Raw genomic sequence first — 17,512 nt, 5'->3', positions numbered from 1 at the left:
GCCGAAGAATCTCCCATTCGGAATCGGTGAGGCTACAGGGATACTCGCGCATCGCGAGCTTCTCCAATACCTCACCCGGCTAGTACAGATCAAAATCCGGACGGAGATGATTTTTCAGACGGCTTCTCAGAGGCCAACCTGTGGACGTTCACGAAATCCAACCCGTGAAATTTGGTGGATCCGCGACCGATCCGGCCAACAAGGTCATTCTTGATAGAGTTACTCACAGACAGCAGGTGACGCCGTGGTGGAATCAACTGATGAGAGACATAACCGGAGGATGATGAAAATGGATCAACGACTTGAGAACTTTACAACAAATCCCCCAGCGGACTGCAACCACCTCGCTGACGCGGAAACGCACTTCGGGAAACCCCTCCCAACGCAGTATCGACGCTTCATGGCTGAACAGGATGGAGGCGAGGGTTTCGTTGGCGACCAATACCTCATACTCTGGCGAGCTGCGGAGCTTGTTGAGTTTCATCGTGAATATGAGGCCGAGAAGTATGCCCCCGGCCTTGTGCTGTTCGGCTCGAATGGTGGCGGCGAAGCATTCGCGTTCGATACTCGTGAGGGCTCAATGCGAATCGTGATGGTGCCCTTTGTTGGCATGAGCCTTAAGGATGTCGCACCCGTTGCAGACTCATTCGAGAACTTCCTTTCCAATCTTGCTGATGGAACGCTCACCTAAACAGCCTCGGCCACGCGGTTCTGAAATGTTCTTCATCACACCAATCATCTTGGGTGGAAGTCCGACCGAGAAGGAGAACATCACCTTCTTGACTCGAGAGCAACACATTCAAGCCGTTCGTTACTGGAACAAAATCATCAGCGATTTGAGGAATCAGCAGCGGGCGACGTAGCACCTCAAGAGCCATGGTTTTAGCTGTCGGTCCGCCGCGCTTTTGGAGAAGGACGCCCAACTCTTAACGGTGTAAGGCATGAGATTGCCGCAGCGATCACGCGGCGGGCGGCGGGTTGCCGATGGATACGGCGATGGTCGTTCAGCGACCGGACAGTCGCACGGATGAGCGACCCGTTGAACGATGAGCAGTTTGAAACCGAAATTAGGAAAACCTTCCCGGATAAAGCATCAGCTTGTGAATATGAACGCGGTTGATTGAACGGTTTCGTCGAATCTATGGTCAAGACGCTTTACCCGGGAATATGACCAACCGATGAACACGCCCCCGATGCCTCCAGCTGGTCGGAAACTCGCAATGCTTGGAACAGCATTGACGAAAGCTCGCAACCCCAAAGAGAGCATCAGCGCCTTGTCGGATGTCAGGGATAAATAGGAAGCAATCCTAATAGATACAGGGTTCTGTGACGGTGCCCCGTTCTCGTGGGTGACGATCTCCATGCGCTCTGGATTAGAGGAACAGGCGAAACCTCGCTATCAAGCGATCAACAAGAAATATGGTGATTTGCCATTGGCAATCGAAGTTCCAGTCGAGCAAATGCAAAGGGCTTCGTCTGACGGTAAGCGTTACCTGAGCCGCCATCCGGTCTCCCTCGCCGCTGCGCAGCGTAGCGTTCATAGCGTGGAACCGTATGAATGCTACGCACGATGCTCTCGTAAAGTCCGACCGCCGGGGTCGCCTCCGCTATGCACCGGAACAGAAGGCCGCAATGATGGAAGCCTTCGATTCCAGTGGCCTGAGCGGTCCGGAGTTTGCCTCCCTTCATGGCGTGAAATACCAGACCTTCGCTTCCTGGCTTCAGAAGCGGAAGCGCCCGGGATCGGCCTTGGCCGGGTTGCCTGCGCCGGCCCGGCTGCAGTTGGTGGAGGTTGAAGCCTCGGCGGTGGCTTGCCTCGATGGCGGTCTGCGTGTGGTCCTGCCAGGAGGGAGCGAGTTGCATGTCACCTGTCATTCCGTCGTGCCGCTGGCCGCGGCGCTGATCCGCGAGTTGTCCCGGCCATGCTGAGCTTCTCCGGCAGCCTCAAGGTCTTCGTCGCCGTGGAGCCCTGCGACATGCGGAAGTCGTTCCACGGCCTCCACGACGCGGTGACGGGCAAGCTCAAGGAGGACCCGAAGGGCGGCGCGGTCTTCGCCTTCACCAACCGGCGTCGCACCATCCTCAAGCTGCTCTACTTCGACGGAAGCGGCCTCTGGGTTTTGGCAAAACGGCTGGAGCGCGGGGCATTCTCGTGGCCGAAAGCGGCGGATGTCCGGGACGGAAAACTGCGGCTGAGTTCCACTGCCCTGGCCCTGTTGCTCGACGGCATCGACATGCGTGACGGCTGCAAGCGGCCATGGTATGAGCTGCCCTGATCCCGGGCGAAAGGGCACGGCGTTTGCTACGGTATCCGCCGTAGATGGAGGACTCGGAACGGCAGCAACTGCTTGGCGAGATCGCGAAACGCGACGCGGTGATCGAGCGGCAGGCCGCCGAGATCACCGTGCTCAAGCAGACCGTTGACGCGCTTTGCCGCAAGATCTTCGGGAAGAGCAGCGAGCAACTCGATGCCGCACAGCTCGAACTCTTCGGCCCGCCAAAAAAAGCGCCCGCCGCCGATCCGGCAGACCACGGACCGGCGGCTGAGGACCCTCAAATCCGCGGGCAGCGACGGGGCAAACACCGCGCGCCACGCATCCCGGAGCACCTGCCGGTCACCGAGCAAGTCCTCGATCCGCCCGAGGTGCTGGCAAACCCGGAGCAATGGCGGCGCATCGGCGAGGAAGTGCGCGAGCAGCTCGACTACAAGCGCGGCGAATTCCGGCGTATCCGCCTGGTCCGCGGCAAGTATGTCCGCAAGGGCGATGTGCTTGCCAAGCCCGTCATCGCACCGCTGCCGCCGTCCCTGCAGGACCGCTGCATCGCCACGCCGGGCCTGATCGCCGAGATCATCGCCAACCGCTTCGCCAGCCACCTTCCGTATTACCGGCAGGCGGAGATCTTCGCGCGACAGGGAGTGAGTTTTCACCGCAAGACGCTCTGCGACTGGGCGGCGCTGGGTGCTGATTGGCTCTCGGCGGTTTACCGGGCCATCCAGCACGAGCACTGGCGAAGCAGCTACCGGCAGTTTGACGAGACACCGATCGACTACCTTGCGCCTGGCAGTGGAAAGGCGCGGGCCGGCTACCTGTGGGTCTCCAACATCCCCGGCGGCAGCGTCTTCTACCAGTGGCGTGCCGGGCGCGATGCCGGCGGTGTCGCCGCGCTCTTCGGTCCATCAGGCCCCTCCGCCTGCACGATCCAGAGCGATGGCTACGAGGCTTACGCCGCATGGGCGCGGGGCAAGCCGCACATCGTGCTGTCCGGCTGCCATGCCCACATGCGCCGGAATTTTTCGATGCCAGGGAGCAGGAGCCCAAGCTCGTCGCCTGGATCCTTTGGCAGATCGGCCACCTCTGCCGGATCGAAAAGCAGCTGCGCGATGCCAAGGCCGGGCCCGCGCTGCGGGAGTCCGTGCGCGCCTCGCAAAGCCGCATGATCCACCACCGGCTCAAAGCCGTGATCGACCGGCTGGCGCTACGCGCCAACCTGCCCAAGAGCAAGCTCGTCGACGCGCTCCGCTATGCCGCCAAGCAGTGGAGCAAGCTTGAGGTCTATCTTGCCGACGGCCGGATCGAGATCGACACCAACCTCGTCGAGAATGCCATCCGGCCGACGAAGCTGGGTGCCAAGAATTGGCTGTTCATCCGATGTCGGGAAGCCGGCCAGCGGGCTGCGATCCTCTACACGATCGTCGAGAACTGCCGACGGCTGGGTATTGATGCCCGAGAGTATCTGGAGGATACCCTGACCCGATTGCCCGGCATGAAGGAGAGCCAAGCCGCCACGCTTACCCCGGCGAACTGGCTCCGCGTCCGGCAAGGCAAGCCGGCTCGGAAAGCGGCCTGAGCACGGGAATCACCAAGGGAAATCACACGGCGGCTCAGACCACGCTTACGTCTGACGAGCTAAAACAACTTTTCAGAAGTGCGGCGCTTCGCGCGTTGATCTATGCTGGGAAAAAAAGGAGGTCCAGTGGAGACATTGAAGACAATCGACAAGGTGCACAAATCCCGCTGGCAGGCCGCATTGCCACTAAGACGATCCGCGGACCCTTCGCCCATCAGTGTGGGGGAGTGATGAGCAAGATGCCCGAGCAGCCTTGACGCAAAGACGATAGCCTACGCAAATCGCATCACCCTTAGAATGCTGTGGGAGGCACCGAAGTGATGGAACTCGGCGACGCTAATAGAGAACTTGAGAAAGTCCTCAACTCGATTTTTGAACCATTAGGCTTTGTACGAAAATCACCATTCGTCTGGATGAGGGAAGGGCAATCGGCCTGCTTCATTCTCGTCGGGATTCGCAAAGATGTCCGCGGCTACTTCGCCGTGACTGCCTCTGGCGGCATTCGATTTGGAATGCTCTCCAGACTACTGGAAGGCTCCCCTACGAACGGTATACACGTCAATGTACCCTTTCACCTGATAGAGTTCGGCGGACAATTCGCTGAGTAGCAGTTTAACGATGCGGTGCAACTTCAAACCCTCGGAGCGACAGTAGCCCGCGATTTTGAAATGCGAGCTTTGCCGTTCTTTGAGCGCTTTGGAAAGCCGGAAAAGATGCGGGATAGGCTCCGTTCAGGAATGCCCAAGGACTGGTTCACTCTTAGCGGTGAGCAGAGGATTGAGCTTCTCGCCGCGATTGAATCGAGCCTTGGTAATCAAGCCAAAGCAATCGAATTGATCGACGCCGAATTGACGAAGCTTCGCGACGCGCTACCCAAGAAGCGGTATGCGCTTGAAGCTCTGCGTGCGAAGCTTGCTGCATGAAGCCGATTCGCTACCTTCAACCCGCGTGGATAAGTGCGTCAGGCGGACGTTCGGACGCTGCAGCGCTGGCGCAGGAGCGGAGGCCATCTGGGCTCCCGTTCTCCGTTCGGTCATCAAGACGCAGCTGTTACCGGCCGGGCTTACATCGAGTCGGCTTTTACCAACTGACATCGTATTTGGCGGCCTGAGCGATCGTAGCGAGGCGCAGGTGTTACGACGCCGGTGGTCGTGCGGGCGTGGATTCTCTGAGGCATGGGCCTCGGGCTTTGGGCTGAGGGAATTCATTTTACGACCTGAAGGGCCGGGCCGCGCAGTGCGTGGGCTTCGGCGGCGAGGAAGGTTTCCTGCAGGCTCTAATCGACGGCCAGGTCGCTGCGATTCAGGCGATCACCGGAGCTGGCTTGGCGAAAGGCTGGGATGCACTGGCGAAATCCGCGAAGCTCGCAAAACTGGCAAAGCTCGCGAAGGTGGATCTTCCCGACCTTCCCACAGGAAAACTTCCCAATCTTCCGGACGCGGCAAGGCCTCGCAATGCCCCCTTGGCTGTGGCGGGCGCGTGCGGAGCTGCTGCAGGGGAAGCGGCCTAGACCCGGCGACGGGCGCGGAGAGATGGATCTGGCGCGGGTGGAGTGGATCTTGCGGTGGAACGGGGAGAGGGTTCCTCAAATCGGATCAAAATCGGATCTTCACTCAAGATGATCGGTTAGACGACAAAGGCCGGACATGCGTCCGGCCTTCATCCTGAAAGAGTGGTGCTCGAGGGGGGACTCGAACCCCCACGGATTACTCCACTAGATCCTTAGTCTAGCGCGTCTACCAATTCCGCCACCCGAGCACTTAGTGATTGGTGGGCCGCGGATTTATGGGGCCGGGCCGGGCTTGGCAAGAGAATCTTTAACTAATTTCGATTTCGTTCCGGGCATGCTTCCCGCTTGCAAGCGGGGCTCCCGCGGAAAGCATTGCAACAAGCTTCATGGATGCCATTCGAGCCGAGTCGATCGTCAAACAATTTGGGCAAGTCCGGGCGCTGGACGGGGTGTCCGTCGAGGTCGCGGCGGGAGAGCTTTTCTTCCTGCTGGGAGCCTCCGGTTGCGGCAAGACGACGCTGCTGCGCTGCATCGCCGGGCTGGAGACGCCGACCTCCGGGGCGATCTTCTTCGGCGAGCGGGATGTGACCAAGCTGCCGCCGCACAAGCGGGAGGCGGCGATGGTGTTCCAGAGCTATGCGCTGTGGCCGCACCTGAACGTGGAGCGCAATGTGGCCTTCGGCTTGGAAGAGCGGAAGGTGGACAAGGCGGAAATCAAGAAGCGGGTGGGCGAGGCGCTGGAGCTAGTGCATCTGGCGGGCATGGGTGATCGCGGGATCGACCAGCTCTCCGGTGGCCAGCAGCAGCGGGTGGCACTGGCACGTGCGCTGGTGGTGCGGCCGAAATGCCTGCTGCTGGACGAGCCGCTTTCAAATCTGGATGCCAAGCTGCGGATCGAGATGCGGCGGGAGATCCGCCGGATCGTGAAGGAAGGCGGGCTGACGGGGATCTACGTGACCCACGATCAGGAGGAAGCGCTATCCATGGCCGACCGCATGGCGGTGCTGAACAAGGGACAGATCGAGCAGCTCGGCACGGCGGAGGAGGTGTATCGCAATCCGCACACGGCTTTCGTTTCCGGCTTCATCGGCGAGACGAATTTGGTGAAGGGCAAGCTGCTGGAAGTCCGCGGCGAGTTCGCGATGGTCGAGACGGCCGCGGGACCTCTGGTGGGACGCATCACGCGGCCCGAGTGGGTGCCCGAGGCGGGCGAAGACGTGGTGCTCTCCATCCGCCCGGAAGCCTGGCGCGTGGAGGCCCAGAGCGGCGAGAACGCGGTGACGGGCAAGATCACGGAGCGCAGCTATCTGGGCCAGCGGATCCAGTACGTGGTGAAGATGCCGATCGGCCAGCAGCAGGTGGTGGAACTGAATCCCCACCTCGTGCGCGATCCGGGCGAGACCCCGGTGCGCCTGACCGCGCGCCACATCGATGTCGCCGTGCTCCAAGCCTGAGCCATGATCCGCCGTCTCCTACCCATCCTGCTGCTGCTGGCCGTGGTGATCGCCGCGCCGATCCTGATGCGGCGGAGCACCGAGCTGGCTGCGGCCGGCAAGGCGGAGGACCGCCTGATCATCCTCACGCCGCACAACGAGACGATCCGCTCGGAATTCAGCGAGGCCTTCGCGCGGCACTGGAAGGAGAAGACGGGCCGCACACTCTACATCGACTGGCGGATTCCGGGCGGCACCTCGGACATCAAGCGGGTGATCGACAGCTCCTTCAAGGCGGCGGACGAGATCAAGTCCCCGGGGATCGGGGTGGATATCTTCTTCGGCGGCGGCGAGCCGGATTTCAAGGGGCAGGCGGATCAAGGACGCTTCGTGCCGCTGGAAGTCTTCACGAAGCATCCGGAGTGGTTCAAGGACGAGGTGATCCCGGCGAAGTTCACCGGCGAGAACTACTACGATGCGGCGAAGCATCTGTGGGTGGGCACCTGCCTCTCGCAGATGGGGATCTGCTACAACAAGGAGACGGTGCAGCGGCTGGGCATGCTGCCGCCGCGACGCTGGGATGACCTGACCGATCCGGCCTACGCGGGCTACATCGCGCTGGCGGATCCGACCAAGAGCGGCTCGGTGGGGCGGACCTACGAGCTGATGATCCAGGAGCAGATGAAGCGGGTCATCAAGGAGAAGGGCGACTCGAAGGAAGCGCGCGAGGAAGGCTGGCGAAAAGGCCTGAACCTGCTGCAGGCGATGGCGGCGAACGCGCGCTACTACACCGACTCCGCGAGCAAAATCCCGCACGATGTGGCGCAGGGCGATGCGGCGGCGGGGACCTGCATCGATTTCTACGGCCGCTCATATGAAGAGAAGCTGGGCAAGCGCGGACCCTCGCGGCTGCTGTGGATCGCGCCGCTGGGCGGGACCTCGATCAGCGTGGACCCGATCGCGGTCTTCCGCGGGGCACCGCGTGCGGACATCGCGCAGGAATTCGTGACCTATTGCCTGAGCGATGCGGGGCAACTGCTCTGGAACGTGAAGGCGGGGCTGCCGGGCGGGCCGCGGGAAACCTCGCCACGACGCCTGCCGGTGCGGCGGGATCTCTACACCGTGGAGAATCTGCCGACCTTCGCCGATCCGGATGCGCTGCCCTACGAGCGCAGCGGCGGCTTCGAGTATGATCCGGCTCTAACAGGCAAGGCCTTCAACGTGCTGCGCCAGGTCTTCCGCGCGATGTGCATGGACCCGCATCAGGAGATGAAGGGGGCTTGGACCGCGATCAACGAGGTGGAGCACAATCACTCCGGATCCACCATCACGGTGGCGCAGGCGGCCTTCTTCGACACCTCGCACCTGAGCTACGAGCGGGTGATGAACGAACTGGTGCCGCTGGTGGCCCGTGAGCGCGATCCGAAGGACGCGACGGCCAAGCTGGACATCTCCCGCGAGATGGCCCGCATCTCGGAGACCTTCCGCACGAACTATATGAGGGCGGAGCAGATCGCGAAGGAAGGAGGACATCCATGAACCGCCAGGCAGCCATCGGGGTGACGGTCTTCGTTTCGATCGTCTTCGCCATCTTCTTCATCTACCCGGCCTTCTCGGTGATCGGGGAAGCCTTCCGCACGCCGGATGGGAAGTTCACCTTCGATTTCATCGGGGATGTGTTCCGGAATCCGGTGTATCGCGAGGGGCTGTGGAATGCCCTCGCGCTGGGCGTGGCGAGCACGCTCGCGACCTTCCTGATCGCGTTCCCGCTTTCGCTGCTGGCGCACCGCTATGACTTCAGAGGTCGCGGCGTGCTGGGAGTATTGATCCTGATCCCGCTGGTGCTGCCGCCCTTCGTGGGGGCGATCGGGATCAAGCACATGCTGGGCGTGGAGGGATCCTTCAATGCGCTGCTGATCGATCTGGGCCTGATGCGGGCGAAGGCACCGGTGGACTGGCTGGCGCGGGGACGCTTCTGGGGAATCGTGGCGATGAACGCGCTGCACCTCTACCCGATCCTCTACATGAACATCAGCGCGGCGCTGTCAAACCTGGACCCCGCGATGGAGCAGGCGGCGGAGAATCTGGGCTGCCCGCCGGCGCGGCGGCTGTGGCGCGTGACCCTGCCGCTAGCGATGCCGGGAATCTTTGCGGGCTCAGCGATCGTGTTCGTGTGGGCCTTCACGGAGCTTGGCGTGCCGCTGGTCTTCGACTACACGCGGGTGGCACCGGTGCAGGTCTTCGACGGGATCAAGGATCTGACGGGGAACCCCGCACCCTATGCGCTGGTGGCGATCATCCTGGTGATTTCCGCGGTGGTCTTCGGGATCACGAAGGCGCTCTTCGGTCGACAGACATCCGGTTCGCAACCGCGGCCGAAGGGGCGTGGGGGTGAGGTGAAGCTGACGGGCCTGCGCGGGCTGGGCTGCGCGATGATCTTCGCCTTTGTCTTCGTGCTCGCGGCGCTGCCGCATGCGGGGGTGGTGATGCTGTCGCTCTCCGAGGATTGGTACAAGACGGTCACGCCGGTGGTGATGAGCTTCAAGCACTACATCGACGCGCTGGGCGATCCGGTGGTGGTGCCTTCGATCACGAACAGCCTGATCTATGCCTCCGGAGCGACGCTGGTGGATCTGGTGCTAGGGATCGCGATCGCCTGGGTGATCGTGCGCAGCAAGATCAAGGGCCGGGCTTTGCTGGATGCACTGGTGATGCTGCCGCTGGCGGTGCCGGGGCTGGTGCTGGCCTTCGGCTATCTGGCACTGTCCGAGCCGGGCCGGCCGCTGAATTTCCTGGTGGGCAAGGACGGCAACCCGGCGGCGCTGCTGATCGTGGCATATGCGGTGCGGCGCCTGCCCTACGTGGTGCGCTCCGCGGTGGCGGGCCTGCAGCAGAGCAATCCGGCGCTGGAGGAGGCGGCGCGTTCGCTGGGGGCCGGGTGGTTCCGGACGCTGCGGCGGGTGTCGTTGCCGCTGATCGGGGCGAACCTGGCGGCGGGCTGCATCCTCGCCTTCGCCTTCGCGATGCTGGAGGTGAGCGACAGCCTGATCCTGGCGAAGCAGACCGAGCATTTCCCGATCACGAAGGCGATCTACACGCTGCTGTCCTCGCTGGGGAACGGGCACGAGCTGGCGGCGGCGCTGGGCGTGTGGGCGATGGTTTTCCTGGCGATTTCGATCACCGGGGCGGCGGCCCTTGCGGGCAAGCGCGGCGGGCTGTTCCGGGTCTGAATCCGTGGAATTGCGGTTAGGATTTCCGGATTGCCCTGCTCCGGCCGATTTGCCAGCGTCCCTGACTGATGACGATGTCCCGCCTGCTCTACGTGCTCCCGGCCCTTTGCCTCGCGGCGTGTGCCGGTTCAGACGATGGATCTTCCTCGTCCTCCCAAGCCGCCGCTGAAAGCATGAGCGCCGACCCGGTGGGCCTCAAGCGCGTGAAGTCCGGCGACTTCGGTGACGACGACTTCGGCAAGATCGCGAAGAAGTATGGCAGCGACAGCCCCTACGCCAAGAAGGACGGCAAGCCGATGGGGGAATACAAGGAGTTCACCGGCTTCGACCGCGACAACCCCGAGTTCAAGAACAAGTGGGACAAGGAATACAAGGCGGGCGACTTCAAGAAGAAGTCCTGGTGGGGCGACAAGGACTACGCCAAGAAGGTTTACGCAGGGGACACGGATGCGAACTCGCTGAAGAAGGAGTCCGTGTGGGGCAAGAAGAACGCGGGCGAAGCAAGCAAGCTGGCGCGTGAAGCCGGCGACAGCTACGGCACCAAGGATTACGCCACCGGTCGCGCCCGCGAGGAAGGCGGCGATGGCATCCGCAAGATCTCGGACGCGGAGACGGATGAGCGCCGCCGCGTTTTCACCAGCCCGGATGTGATTCCATGGAAGGCCCAAGGCCTGACCGTGGAAGACACGAACCGGATGATGGGGCGCTGAGAGAGCCTTGGTTTCGAGACCGTTTGTGGAGCTTGAGGCAATGATTCTCGGCTCGATACTCGGTATTTGCTGCTTGGCTTGGGCGGGTGTTGCCGCGTGGGCTGTAATCGCGGTCTGTCGTTATGATATCGAGAAGGATCGTACGGGGAAGCAGGCACTGAAGGTGGTCGGCTTGCTAGCCATTACACTTTCGAGCTACTTGGTTCTGGCGAGCGCAGGAGGGCAGGATTGGGAGGGCACTCGCTTCAAGCGGCTTATGAAAGATTTCCTCGAAACGGAGGATCTTTCAGGGATTAGCGACCGTCGCAGTGATTTTTATAAGCCCGGTTTGGATTACACGGAATGGCTCTACTTCCGGGCTCCACAAACCAAAATCGAAGAAATCATCAGAAGGCTGAACTTCCGTCTCATGAACGAGGGAAGCCCCGGTCAAGGGTTCGAATTGACCAAGTTCGATTCAGCTCCACTGCTTCCGCCGGAAGAGGACGCATTCGTTTACTTCCGGGTGTGTCCTCGAAACAACGACATCCAGTATATTTTGACCGACCGTTCGAAGACTCAGGTTTGGTTCGTCTCGGCCGACTCGTGAAGATCACCCCAGAAGATCCTTCACCACCTTCGCTGGCTCGACGCCGGTGAGGCGTTGGTCGAGGCCTTGGAACTTGAAGCTCAGCTTCTCGTGGCTCAGGCCGAGTTGGTGAAGAATCGTCGCGTGGAGGTCGCGGATGTGCACGGGGTTCTGGACGATGTTGTAGCTCATTTCGTCCGTTTCACCGTAGACTTGGCCGCCCTTGATGCCGCCGCCGGCCATCCATAGCGAGAAGCAGCGCGGGTGGTGATCGCGGCCGTAGTTGGTTTCGCTGAGTCCGCCCTGGCAGTAGATGGTGCGGCCGAACTCGCCGCCCCAGATGACGAGCGTGTCCTCCAGCATGCCGCGCTGCTTGAGGTCCTGGATCAGGCCGTAGCAGCCCTGATCGACATCGAGGCATTGCGAGCGGAGATCGCGCGGCAGGTCGCCGTGCTGGTCCCAGCCGCGGTGGAAGATCTGCACGAAGCGGGTGCCGCGCTCTAACAGGCGGCGCGCCATCAGTGCGGAGCTGGCGAAGGTGCCGCGGGTGCGGCTGTCCTTGCCATAGAGTTCGTAGACATGCTCCGGCTCGCTCGACATGTCCGCGAGTTCCGGGACCGAGCTCTGCATGCGGAAGGCCATCTCGTACTGCTGGATGCGGGTCTGGATCTCGGGATCGCCCACCGCCTCGTAGGAGCGCTGGTTCATCGCGTTTAGCCCGTCGAGCATCTTGCGGCGCAGATCGCGCGAGATGCCGGGGGCGTCCTGCAGGTAGAGCACGGGATCGCCCTTTGAACGCAGGGCGACGCCCGCATATTTGCCGGGCAAGTAGCCCGCGCCCCAGAGGCGGGAGGAGATGGCTTGGACGTTCGCGTAGGGGGAGGTGTGGGTGGCGTGCAGCACCACGAAGGTCGGCAGATCCTCGTTCATGCTGCCGAGGCCGTAGGAGAGCCAAGAGCCGAGCGAGGCCTTTCCGGACTGCATGGCGCCGGTGTAGACAAGCTGGTTGGCGGGCTCGTGGTTGATGGCCTCGGTGTGCATCGATTTGATGATGCAGAGGTCGTCCGCCATCTTCGCGGTCCAGGGCAGCAGCTCGCTGATCCAAGCGCCGCCTTGGCCGTGCTGGGCGAACTTGAAGATCGTGGGGGCGAGCGGGAAGGCGGCTTGGCCGGAGGTCATGCCGGTGAGGCGCTGGCCTTCTTTCGCGAGCCAGTCCTTCAGGTCTTCCTTGAAGCGCTTTTGGAGCTCCGGCTTGTAGTCGAAGAGATCGAGCTGCGAGGGCGCACCGATGAGCGAGATGTAGATCGCGCGCTTCGCCTTCGGCGCGATGTGAGGCAGCGCGGCCTCCAAGGCGGACGGAGAAGGGGACGAGAGCGCGCGCCCGCCGAGCAGGGAGGAGAGAGCGGCGACGCCCAGGCCGGTGCCGTTCTTGCGGAAGAACTGCCGTCTCGTGATCGCCGAGTTGTAGTCGTGGATGTTGTTCATCGCTTTGGCCTTACTTGTTCAGCGTTTCGTCGAGATTGAGAATCTGGCTTGCGACCAGGGTCCATGCCGCGAGTTCCGGCACGTTCAGCTTGGCGTCCGCCTTGGTTTCGCCGTTCGAGATCATGGCCTGCGCTTCCTTGCCATCGGCGCGGTAGGCGGCGAGGGCGGCATCGTAGGTTTCGAGCGCGAGCTTGCGCTCCTCATCCTTGAGCTTTCGCGAGAGCAGGCGCTCGGTGATGAAGTCGATGCGGGCGCTGGGATCCGGGGTTGCTTCCATCGCGTGTTCCGCCAGGCGGCGGGAGGCTTCCACGAACTGCGGATCGTTGAGCGTCACGAAGGCCTGCAACGGGGTGTTGGTGCGATCCCGGCGCACGCAGAAGACTTCGCGCGAGGGCGCGTTCAGGATCTCCATCGCCGGGTGTGGGGCGGTGCGTTTCCAGAAGGTGTAGAGCGAGCGGCGGTAGAGTCCTTCGCCGGAATCCTGTCGGTAGTTGCGGGTGTTCGATTGCGGCATCGCCACGGCTTCCCAAATGCCCTCGGGCTGGTAGGGCTTCGCGGGCGGTCCGCCGATCTTGTTAGAGAGCAGGTCGGCGGCGGAGAGCGCCATGTCGCGCACGAGCTCCGCATCCATGCGGTAGCGCGGGCCGCGGGAGATCAGGCGGTTCGCGGGATCTTTCTCCAGCTTCTCCGGCGAGACATGCCCCGACTGCCGGTAGGCGGCGGAGGTCACGATCAGCTTCAGCATGTGGCGGTAGTTCCACTTGGACTCGATGAACTCGATGGCCAGCCAATCGAGCAGCTTGGGATGGCTGGGCCGCGCGCCCATGATGCCGAAGTCGTCGTTCGTCTCCACGATCCCGGTGCCGAAGAAGTAGTACCAGGTGCGGTTCATCGTCACGCGGGCGGGCAGGGGATTGGCCGGGTCGTTCAGCCAGCGGGCGAGTCCGAGACGGTTTTTCGGCGCATCCGCCGCCATCGGCGGCAGCACGGCGGGAGTGATCGCCGGGACCTTCTCGCCCTTGTCCGAGTAGACCCCGCGGGTCAGCACATGGGCGAAGGGTTCCTCCTTCTTCTCCTCCATCACCAGCGAGACGGAACCCCGCTCGCGCAGCATGCTTTGCTCGGACTTGAGCTTGTCCAGCTTCGCCTGGATCTCGCGGGCCGGGGCATCCACGTTCGTGAGATAGTATTGGTAGAGCGATTCCACCTGCTCTTTCGTTCGCTGCTCGACCGGCGTTGCGACGATGCTCTGGAGAAGGCTGCTCTGGGCCAGCAGTGCGATCTCCTGTGGGGAGAGCAGGCGGCGGTAGAAACGGAAATCCTGGAGGGCCACATGACCGTTCAGCTTCGAGTCACCGCCATCGCGGGCGCCGAGGCGGAGCTGCACGTTCGTCTCGATGGTGCCGCCGACGGTGTTCGGATAGGGGCCGACGTTCGCGCGCTGGCCATCGACATAGATCGCACTGGCCTGGTGACCGGAGATCGTGCCGTCAAAGGTGACCATCACATGGTGCCACTTGCCGGATTCCAGTTCATCGGGTGCGATGATCTTGTTCGCGGACTTGTCCCAGGAGTCGATCACGTGGGCCGCAGGCCTGCCGCCTTGAAGGTAGAGGTCCCAGCCGCGGAAGGACTGGGCCGGATTCATCCGGGCCACCACCGCACCGGTCGGCTTGCCCTCGATGCGGATGAAGCCGCCGTAGCTCACGCGGTCGCCGCGCGAGAAATTGCCGAGGTCTCCCAAGTCGATCGGGCCTTCGCTGACGACCGGGGCCATGCCGAGCGGGGCGCTGACGCGGGACACATTCGCCGGCCATTCGCGTGGCTGCCCGTCAACCAGCCCCCGGATCGGGCCGGCGGTTTCGGTCAGTGGCAGATGCAAGACGAGCGTCGAATCAATCTCACGCGTCGGTTCGATGGTGGCCTTGGCCAGCCACGCGTCGAAGTCCGCGCGAGCACCCTCTTTGCGTGCCGCGAGCTGTCCGTTCGCCTCATTCAGCTCGTTCGCCACGCCGACCCAGCGCTCGCGATCCTCCGGCAGCGGCACGAAGATATTCGGCGGGTGCTCCGCGTTGTTGCCATCCAGTGCGGACATCGGCGTGTTCCGGAAGAAGGCCGTGAGCGAGTAGAACTCCTTGGTCGAAACGGGATCGAATTTGTGATCGTGGCAGGCCGCACAGCCGGTCGTCAGGCCCAGCCAGACCGCGGACACGGTTTCCACCCGATCCTTCGCGTAGATCGCATCATATTCCTCGGAGATCGCGCCACCTTCACCGGTGGTGGCCAGGCAGCGGTTGAAGCCGGTGGCCACCTGCTGGTCGAGCGTGCGGTCCGGCAGCATGTCGCCCGCCATCTGCTCGAGCGTGAATTGATCCCATGGCATGTTCGCCTTGAAGGCGCGCACGACCCAATCGCGGTAAGGCCAGATCGCCCGGTAGTTGTCGATGTGGATGCCGTGCGTGTCCGCATAGCGGGCAGCATCCAGCCAGTGACGGGCGAAGTGCTCCGCGCTTTCGGTTCCGGCCAGGAGCTTGTCCGCGGCCTCGCCCACGGCCTTGTCCGGATCGAGCGCGGCTGCTTGCTCGAAGGCGGCCACGTCCGCCGGAGAGGGCGGCAGGCCGGTCAGGTCGAGGTGCATGCGCCGGTAGAAGCGCGCGGGGTCTTCCGCCGGGTTCGGCTTCAGGCCCGCATCCCCGAGTTTGGCGGCGATGAAACGGTCGATCGGGTTCTCGGCCCAATCCTTGCCCGCCTCCGGCAGTTCGGAGCGCGTGGGCGGGATGAATGACCAGTGAGCCTCGTAGGGGGCACCCTGCTCGATCCACTTTTCCAGCAGAGCGATCTTCCCGGCATCAAGCGTCTTGTGGGACGCCGGGGGCGGCATGATCTTTTCCGGATCCTTCTCATGGATGAGCTGGACCAGACGCGATTCCGCCGGCTTGCCCTTCATGATCACGGGCTTGCCGTCCTCACGGACCGCGAAGGCGTCCTGCTCGATGTCCAGGCGGAGCGGGGCGGACTTCGGTTCGCGGGTACCGCTATCCGGACCGTGGCAGTGGTAGCAGTATTCGGAGAGCACCGGCTGCACGTGCTCGTTGAAGGAAATGGTTTCAGGGAGGGCGGGTCCCGCCGGCTTCGCCACCTCGGCGGGGGCCTTGGCCGGGATCGTTTGGTCGGCAGTGCGGGCGACCACTTGCTTCTCACAGGAAGTAGTGACGAGGCAGCAGGCAAGGGCCCCGAGGACCGCGCGCAGGTGGCCGGGATTGAAGGTCATTTTCAAACTGATTTCGTGATTCAAAAAACGATCTGATCCTGAAAGTCTCCAAACGACCCGGAGCGGGATGTCCTTTCAAGCTGTGACAATTCCGGCTTGCCGGGCGGCGCTCGTGCGGCCCGACTCCTCAGCATGGCGCAAGACGATGCGGAAAAGAAGTCCCCGCTTGATGCGACTTTCACTTTTCCGTCCTGCCCGCTACTGCCCGAGGTGACGCACCCTCACGGGCACATGGTGACCCGGGTGCATGCCCCGGAGAAAGGCGAGCGCTTCTATTTCGCCGCGCTCTGCTACGCGCAATCGCTGTGGCGGGAAGGCAAGCCGGCGCAGGCGATCCTGCAGCTCAACAAGGCCTTCATGGCCGATCTGCGCGGCGACGAGGCAGTCCTGAGCGAGCAGTCATCGCCGTATGCGGTGCTGTGCTGGTTCCTGGAGAATCGCCCCGCCGACCGCTTCCTCGGCAATCCGGTGCGTCACTTCCAGCATCTGGCCACCCGGGTGAGCGGCGAGCGGAAGGAGATCCGGGCGTGGCGCGCATGGGCCTGTTTCCACCTCTCCCGGGCGATCCTGCCTGCCGACGAGTTCCCGCCGGACGAAGAGCAGGTCGCCAAGGAAGGACTAGTGTTTCCGACTTGGCAGGAAACGCTCGATGCCATCTCGCGGCTGGGCTGGCCCTCCGAGCCGGCTCAACTGAAGAAGCTGGCGTGATTTGCGCGGGTGAGCTCGGCGAGCCGGGCGCTCCCGATTCCCAAGGCTGCGCCCAGACCTTCGCCGATCCGTGCCAGATTCGCAGGATGATTCATGCCTGCCAAGGGATGTGAGACGAAGTCCTCCGGTGGCATCATCTCCGGGGCGTCCGTTTCCAGCAGCAGGCGATCAAGGGGAACGGCCTTGTAGCTCTCCAGCACCTTGGCTTTCCGCGGCTGCAGGAAGTAACCGGAGAAAGAGAACCACGCGCCCATGGGGGCCAAGCGCTCGACCAACTCGACCGAGCCACCGAAGGAGTGCAGCAGGAATTTCTCCGGCGGGGTCTCTTCCTTAAACGCGGAGAAGAGCGGATCCCAGGCTTTCAGGGCATGAATGGTCACCGGCAACTGCCGCTCCCGGGCGAGAGCCAGTTGTGGCAGGAAGACCTTGCGCTGTTCCTCGAGGGAAGGGCCATCGATCCACCCATCAAAACCGATCTCCCCGATGGATGCTCCGGGAAAGCGGTCCAAGAACTCTTGCAGGCGCTCCAACCAGCGGTCGGAGCGCTTCGCGATGTACCACGGGTGAAGACCGAAGGCGGGGCGGACGAAATCCGGATGATCCCCGGCCAAGCGGCCAACGGCCTCCCAATCCTCCTCCGTGGTGCCGTTCACCACGCAGCCTTCGATTCCCGCCTCCTGCATCTCCGCGATGATCCGGGCGGGATCGCTGAAGCGCTGGAGGTGATTGTGGGAATCGAAGAACATCC

At 62.8% G+C, this 17,512-nt stretch carries 14 protein-coding genes, 1 tRNA gene and 2 pseudogenes; 13 read left to right on the top strand and 4 right to left on the bottom strand.

The window, feature by feature from the left end; genetic code table 11:
- Window positions 1-280 precede the first annotated feature (280 nt).
- The 7 genes and pseudogenes from OJ996_RS18425 (at window position 281) to OJ996_RS18395 (ending at window position 4,772) form a co-directional block, all read left to right on the top strand.
- The gene (locus tag OJ996_RS18425) at window positions 281-691 is read left to right on the top strand and encodes an SMI1/KNR4 family protein (protein WP_319800700.1); all 411 of its coding nucleotides are present in this window, start codon (window positions 281-283) and stop codon (window positions 689-691) included.
- A gap of 613 nt (window positions 692-1,304) precedes the next feature.
- Window positions 1,305-1,469, top strand: a pseudogene (locus tag OJ996_RS26585) (Imm39 family immunity protein); the annotation flags it as partial.
- 85 nt (window positions 1,470-1,554) lie between these two features.
- The gene (gene tnpA / locus OJ996_RS18420) at window positions 1,555-1,929 is read left to right on the top strand and encodes an IS66 family insertion sequence element accessory protein TnpA (RefSeq protein WP_264515117.1); all 375 of its coding nucleotides are present in this window, start codon (window positions 1,555-1,557) and stop codon (window positions 1,927-1,929) included.
- Window positions 1,923-2,276: an IS66 family insertion sequence element accessory protein TnpB gene (tnpB, locus tag OJ996_RS18415; protein WP_264515116.1), complete on the top strand. Its 354-nt coding sequence runs from the start codon at window positions 1,923-1,925 to the stop codon at window positions 2,274-2,276. The genes tnpA and tnpB overlap by 7 nt, the downstream gene beginning before the upstream one ends.
- 44 nt (window positions 2,277-2,320) lie before the next feature.
- Window positions 2,321-3,849, top strand: a pseudogene (gene tnpC / locus OJ996_RS18410) (IS66 family transposase).
- 320 nt (window positions 3,850-4,169) lie between these two features.
- Window positions 4,170-4,457 (top strand): hypothetical protein, encoded by a 288-nt coding sequence (locus tag OJ996_RS18400; protein ID WP_264515114.1) that lies wholly within the window; start codon window positions 4,170-4,172, stop codon window positions 4,455-4,457.
- A 15-nt stretch (window positions 4,458-4,472) separates the two neighbouring features.
- A complete protein-coding gene (locus OJ996_RS18395; RefSeq protein WP_264515113.1) occupies window positions 4,473-4,772 on the top strand; it encodes a hypothetical protein in 300 nt (99 codons plus the stop codon).
- A 750-nt stretch (window positions 4,773-5,522) separates the two neighbouring features.
- On the opposite strand, the gene OJ996_RS18390 is transcribed toward OJ996_RS18395, so the two are convergent.
- Window positions 5,523-5,607, bottom strand: a tRNA-Leu gene (locus OJ996_RS18390).
- 138 nt (window positions 5,608-5,745) lie between these two features.
- On the opposite strand from OJ996_RS18390, the gene OJ996_RS18385 reads away from it, so the two are divergent.
- From OJ996_RS18385 to OJ996_RS18365, 5 genes are all read left to right on the top strand, one after another.
- Complete coding sequence (locus OJ996_RS18385; RefSeq protein WP_264515112.1) at window positions 5,746-6,813, top strand: ABC transporter ATP-binding protein; 1,068 nt, start codon at window positions 5,746-5,748, stop codon at window positions 6,811-6,813.
- A gap of 3 nt (window positions 6,814-6,816) precedes the next feature.
- Window positions 6,817-8,331 carry an ABC transporter substrate-binding protein gene (locus OJ996_RS18380; RefSeq protein ID WP_264515111.1) on the top strand — a complete coding sequence of 505 codons (1,515 nt, stop codon included), beginning with the start codon at window positions 6,817-6,819 and terminating at the stop codon, window positions 8,329-8,331.
- On the top strand, window positions 8,328-10,022 hold the full coding sequence (locus OJ996_RS18375) for an ABC transporter permease (protein ID WP_264515110.1): 1,695 nt from the start codon (window positions 8,328-8,330) through the stop codon (window positions 10,020-10,022). Before OJ996_RS18380 ends, OJ996_RS18375 begins: the two co-directional genes overlap by 4 nt.
- A gap of 68 nt (window positions 10,023-10,090) precedes the next feature.
- Window positions 10,091-10,732 carry a hypothetical protein gene (locus OJ996_RS18370; RefSeq protein ID WP_264515109.1) on the top strand — a complete coding sequence of 214 codons (642 nt, stop codon included), beginning with the start codon at window positions 10,091-10,093 and terminating at the stop codon, window positions 10,730-10,732.
- A 40-nt stretch (window positions 10,733-10,772) separates the two neighbouring features.
- A complete protein-coding gene (locus OJ996_RS18365) occupies window positions 10,773-11,321 on the top strand; it encodes a hypothetical protein (RefSeq protein WP_264515108.1) in 549 nt (182 codons plus the stop codon).
- 3 nt (window positions 11,322-11,324) lie between these two features.
- Here OJ996_RS18365 and OJ996_RS18360 read toward each other — a convergent pair whose 3' ends face one another.
- Together OJ996_RS18360 and OJ996_RS18355 are read right to left on the bottom strand one after the other, a co-directional pair.
- A complete protein-coding gene (locus OJ996_RS18360) occupies window positions 11,325-12,785 on the bottom strand; it encodes a DUF1501 domain-containing protein (RefSeq protein ID WP_264515107.1) in 1,461 nt (486 codons plus the stop codon).
- A 10-nt stretch (window positions 12,786-12,795) separates the two neighbouring features.
- Window positions 12,796-16,056, bottom strand: a complete 3,261-nt coding sequence (locus OJ996_RS18355; RefSeq protein ID WP_264515106.1) for a DUF1553 domain-containing protein — start codon at window positions 16,054-16,056, stop codon at window positions 12,796-12,798.
- A gap of 132 nt (window positions 16,057-16,188) precedes the next feature.
- Here OJ996_RS18355 and OJ996_RS18350 point away from each other — a divergent pair, with 132 nt between their 5' ends.
- On the top strand, window positions 16,189-16,764 hold the full coding sequence (locus OJ996_RS18350) for a hypothetical protein (protein WP_264515105.1): 576 nt from the start codon (window positions 16,189-16,191) through the stop codon (window positions 16,762-16,764).
- On the opposite strand, the gene OJ996_RS18345 is transcribed toward OJ996_RS18350, so the two are convergent.
- Window positions 16,743-17,510 carry a TatD family hydrolase gene (locus OJ996_RS18345; protein ID WP_264515104.1) on the bottom strand — a complete coding sequence of 256 codons (768 nt, stop codon included), beginning with the start codon at window positions 17,508-17,510 and terminating at the stop codon, window positions 16,743-16,745. The two genes, OJ996_RS18350 and OJ996_RS18345, sit on opposite strands and share 22 nt — an antisense overlap.
- Between the last annotated feature and the right edge of the window lie 2 nt (window positions 17,511-17,512).

This window comes from Luteolibacter rhizosphaerae (genome assembly GCF_025950095.1).
Classification (GTDB): Bacteria; Verrucomicrobiota; Verrucomicrobiia; order Verrucomicrobiales; family Akkermansiaceae; genus Haloferula; species Haloferula rhizosphaerae.
Note: the sequence above shows the minus strand (reverse complement) of the source record. Positions and strands in the feature narration are given on the sequence as shown.

Bases quoted from the DNA above. Each gene is read 5' to 3' on its own strand.
- OJ996_RS18400 (WP_264515114.1), top strand. From the start codon at position 4,170: ATGGAACTCGGCGACGCTAATAGAGAACTTGAGAAAGTCCTCAACTCG.
- OJ996_RS18370 (WP_264515109.1), top strand. From the start codon at position 10,091: ATGACGATGTCCCGCCTGCTCTACGTGCTCCCGGCCCTTTGCCTCGCG.
- OJ996_RS18355 (WP_264515106.1), bottom strand. From the start codon at position 16,056: ATGACCTTCAATCCCGGCCACCTGCGCGCGGTCCTCGGGGCCCTTGCC.
- OJ996_RS18350 (WP_264515105.1), top strand. From the start codon at position 16,189: ATGGCGCAAGACGATGCGGAAAAGAAGTCCCCGCTTGATGCGACTTTC.
- OJ996_RS18375 (WP_264515110.1), top strand. From the start codon at position 8,328: ATGAACCGCCAGGCAGCCATCGGGGTGACGGTCTTCGTTTCGATCGTC.
- OJ996_RS18345 (WP_264515104.1), bottom strand. From the start codon at position 17,510: ATGTTCTTCGATTCCCACAATCACCTCCAGCGCTTCAGCGATCCCGCC.
- OJ996_RS18365 (WP_264515108.1), top strand. From the start codon at position 10,773: ATGATTCTCGGCTCGATACTCGGTATTTGCTGCTTGGCTTGGGCGGGT.
- OJ996_RS18380 (WP_264515111.1), top strand. From the start codon at position 6,817: ATGATCCGCCGTCTCCTACCCATCCTGCTGCTGCTGGCCGTGGTGATC.
- OJ996_RS18425 (WP_319800700.1), top strand. From the start codon at position 281: ATGATGAAAATGGATCAACGACTTGAGAACTTTACAACAAATCCCCCA.
- OJ996_RS18360 (WP_264515107.1), bottom strand. From the start codon at position 12,785: ATGAACAACATCCACGACTACAACTCGGCGATCACGAGACGGCAGTTC.
- OJ996_RS18385 (WP_264515112.1), top strand. From the start codon at position 5,746: ATGGATGCCATTCGAGCCGAGTCGATCGTCAAACAATTTGGGCAAGTC.
- tnpB (WP_264515116.1), top strand. From the start codon at position 1,923: ATGCTGAGCTTCTCCGGCAGCCTCAAGGTCTTCGTCGCCGTGGAGCCC.
- tnpA (WP_264515117.1), top strand. From the start codon at position 1,555: ATGAATGCTACGCACGATGCTCTCGTAAAGTCCGACCGCCGGGGTCGC.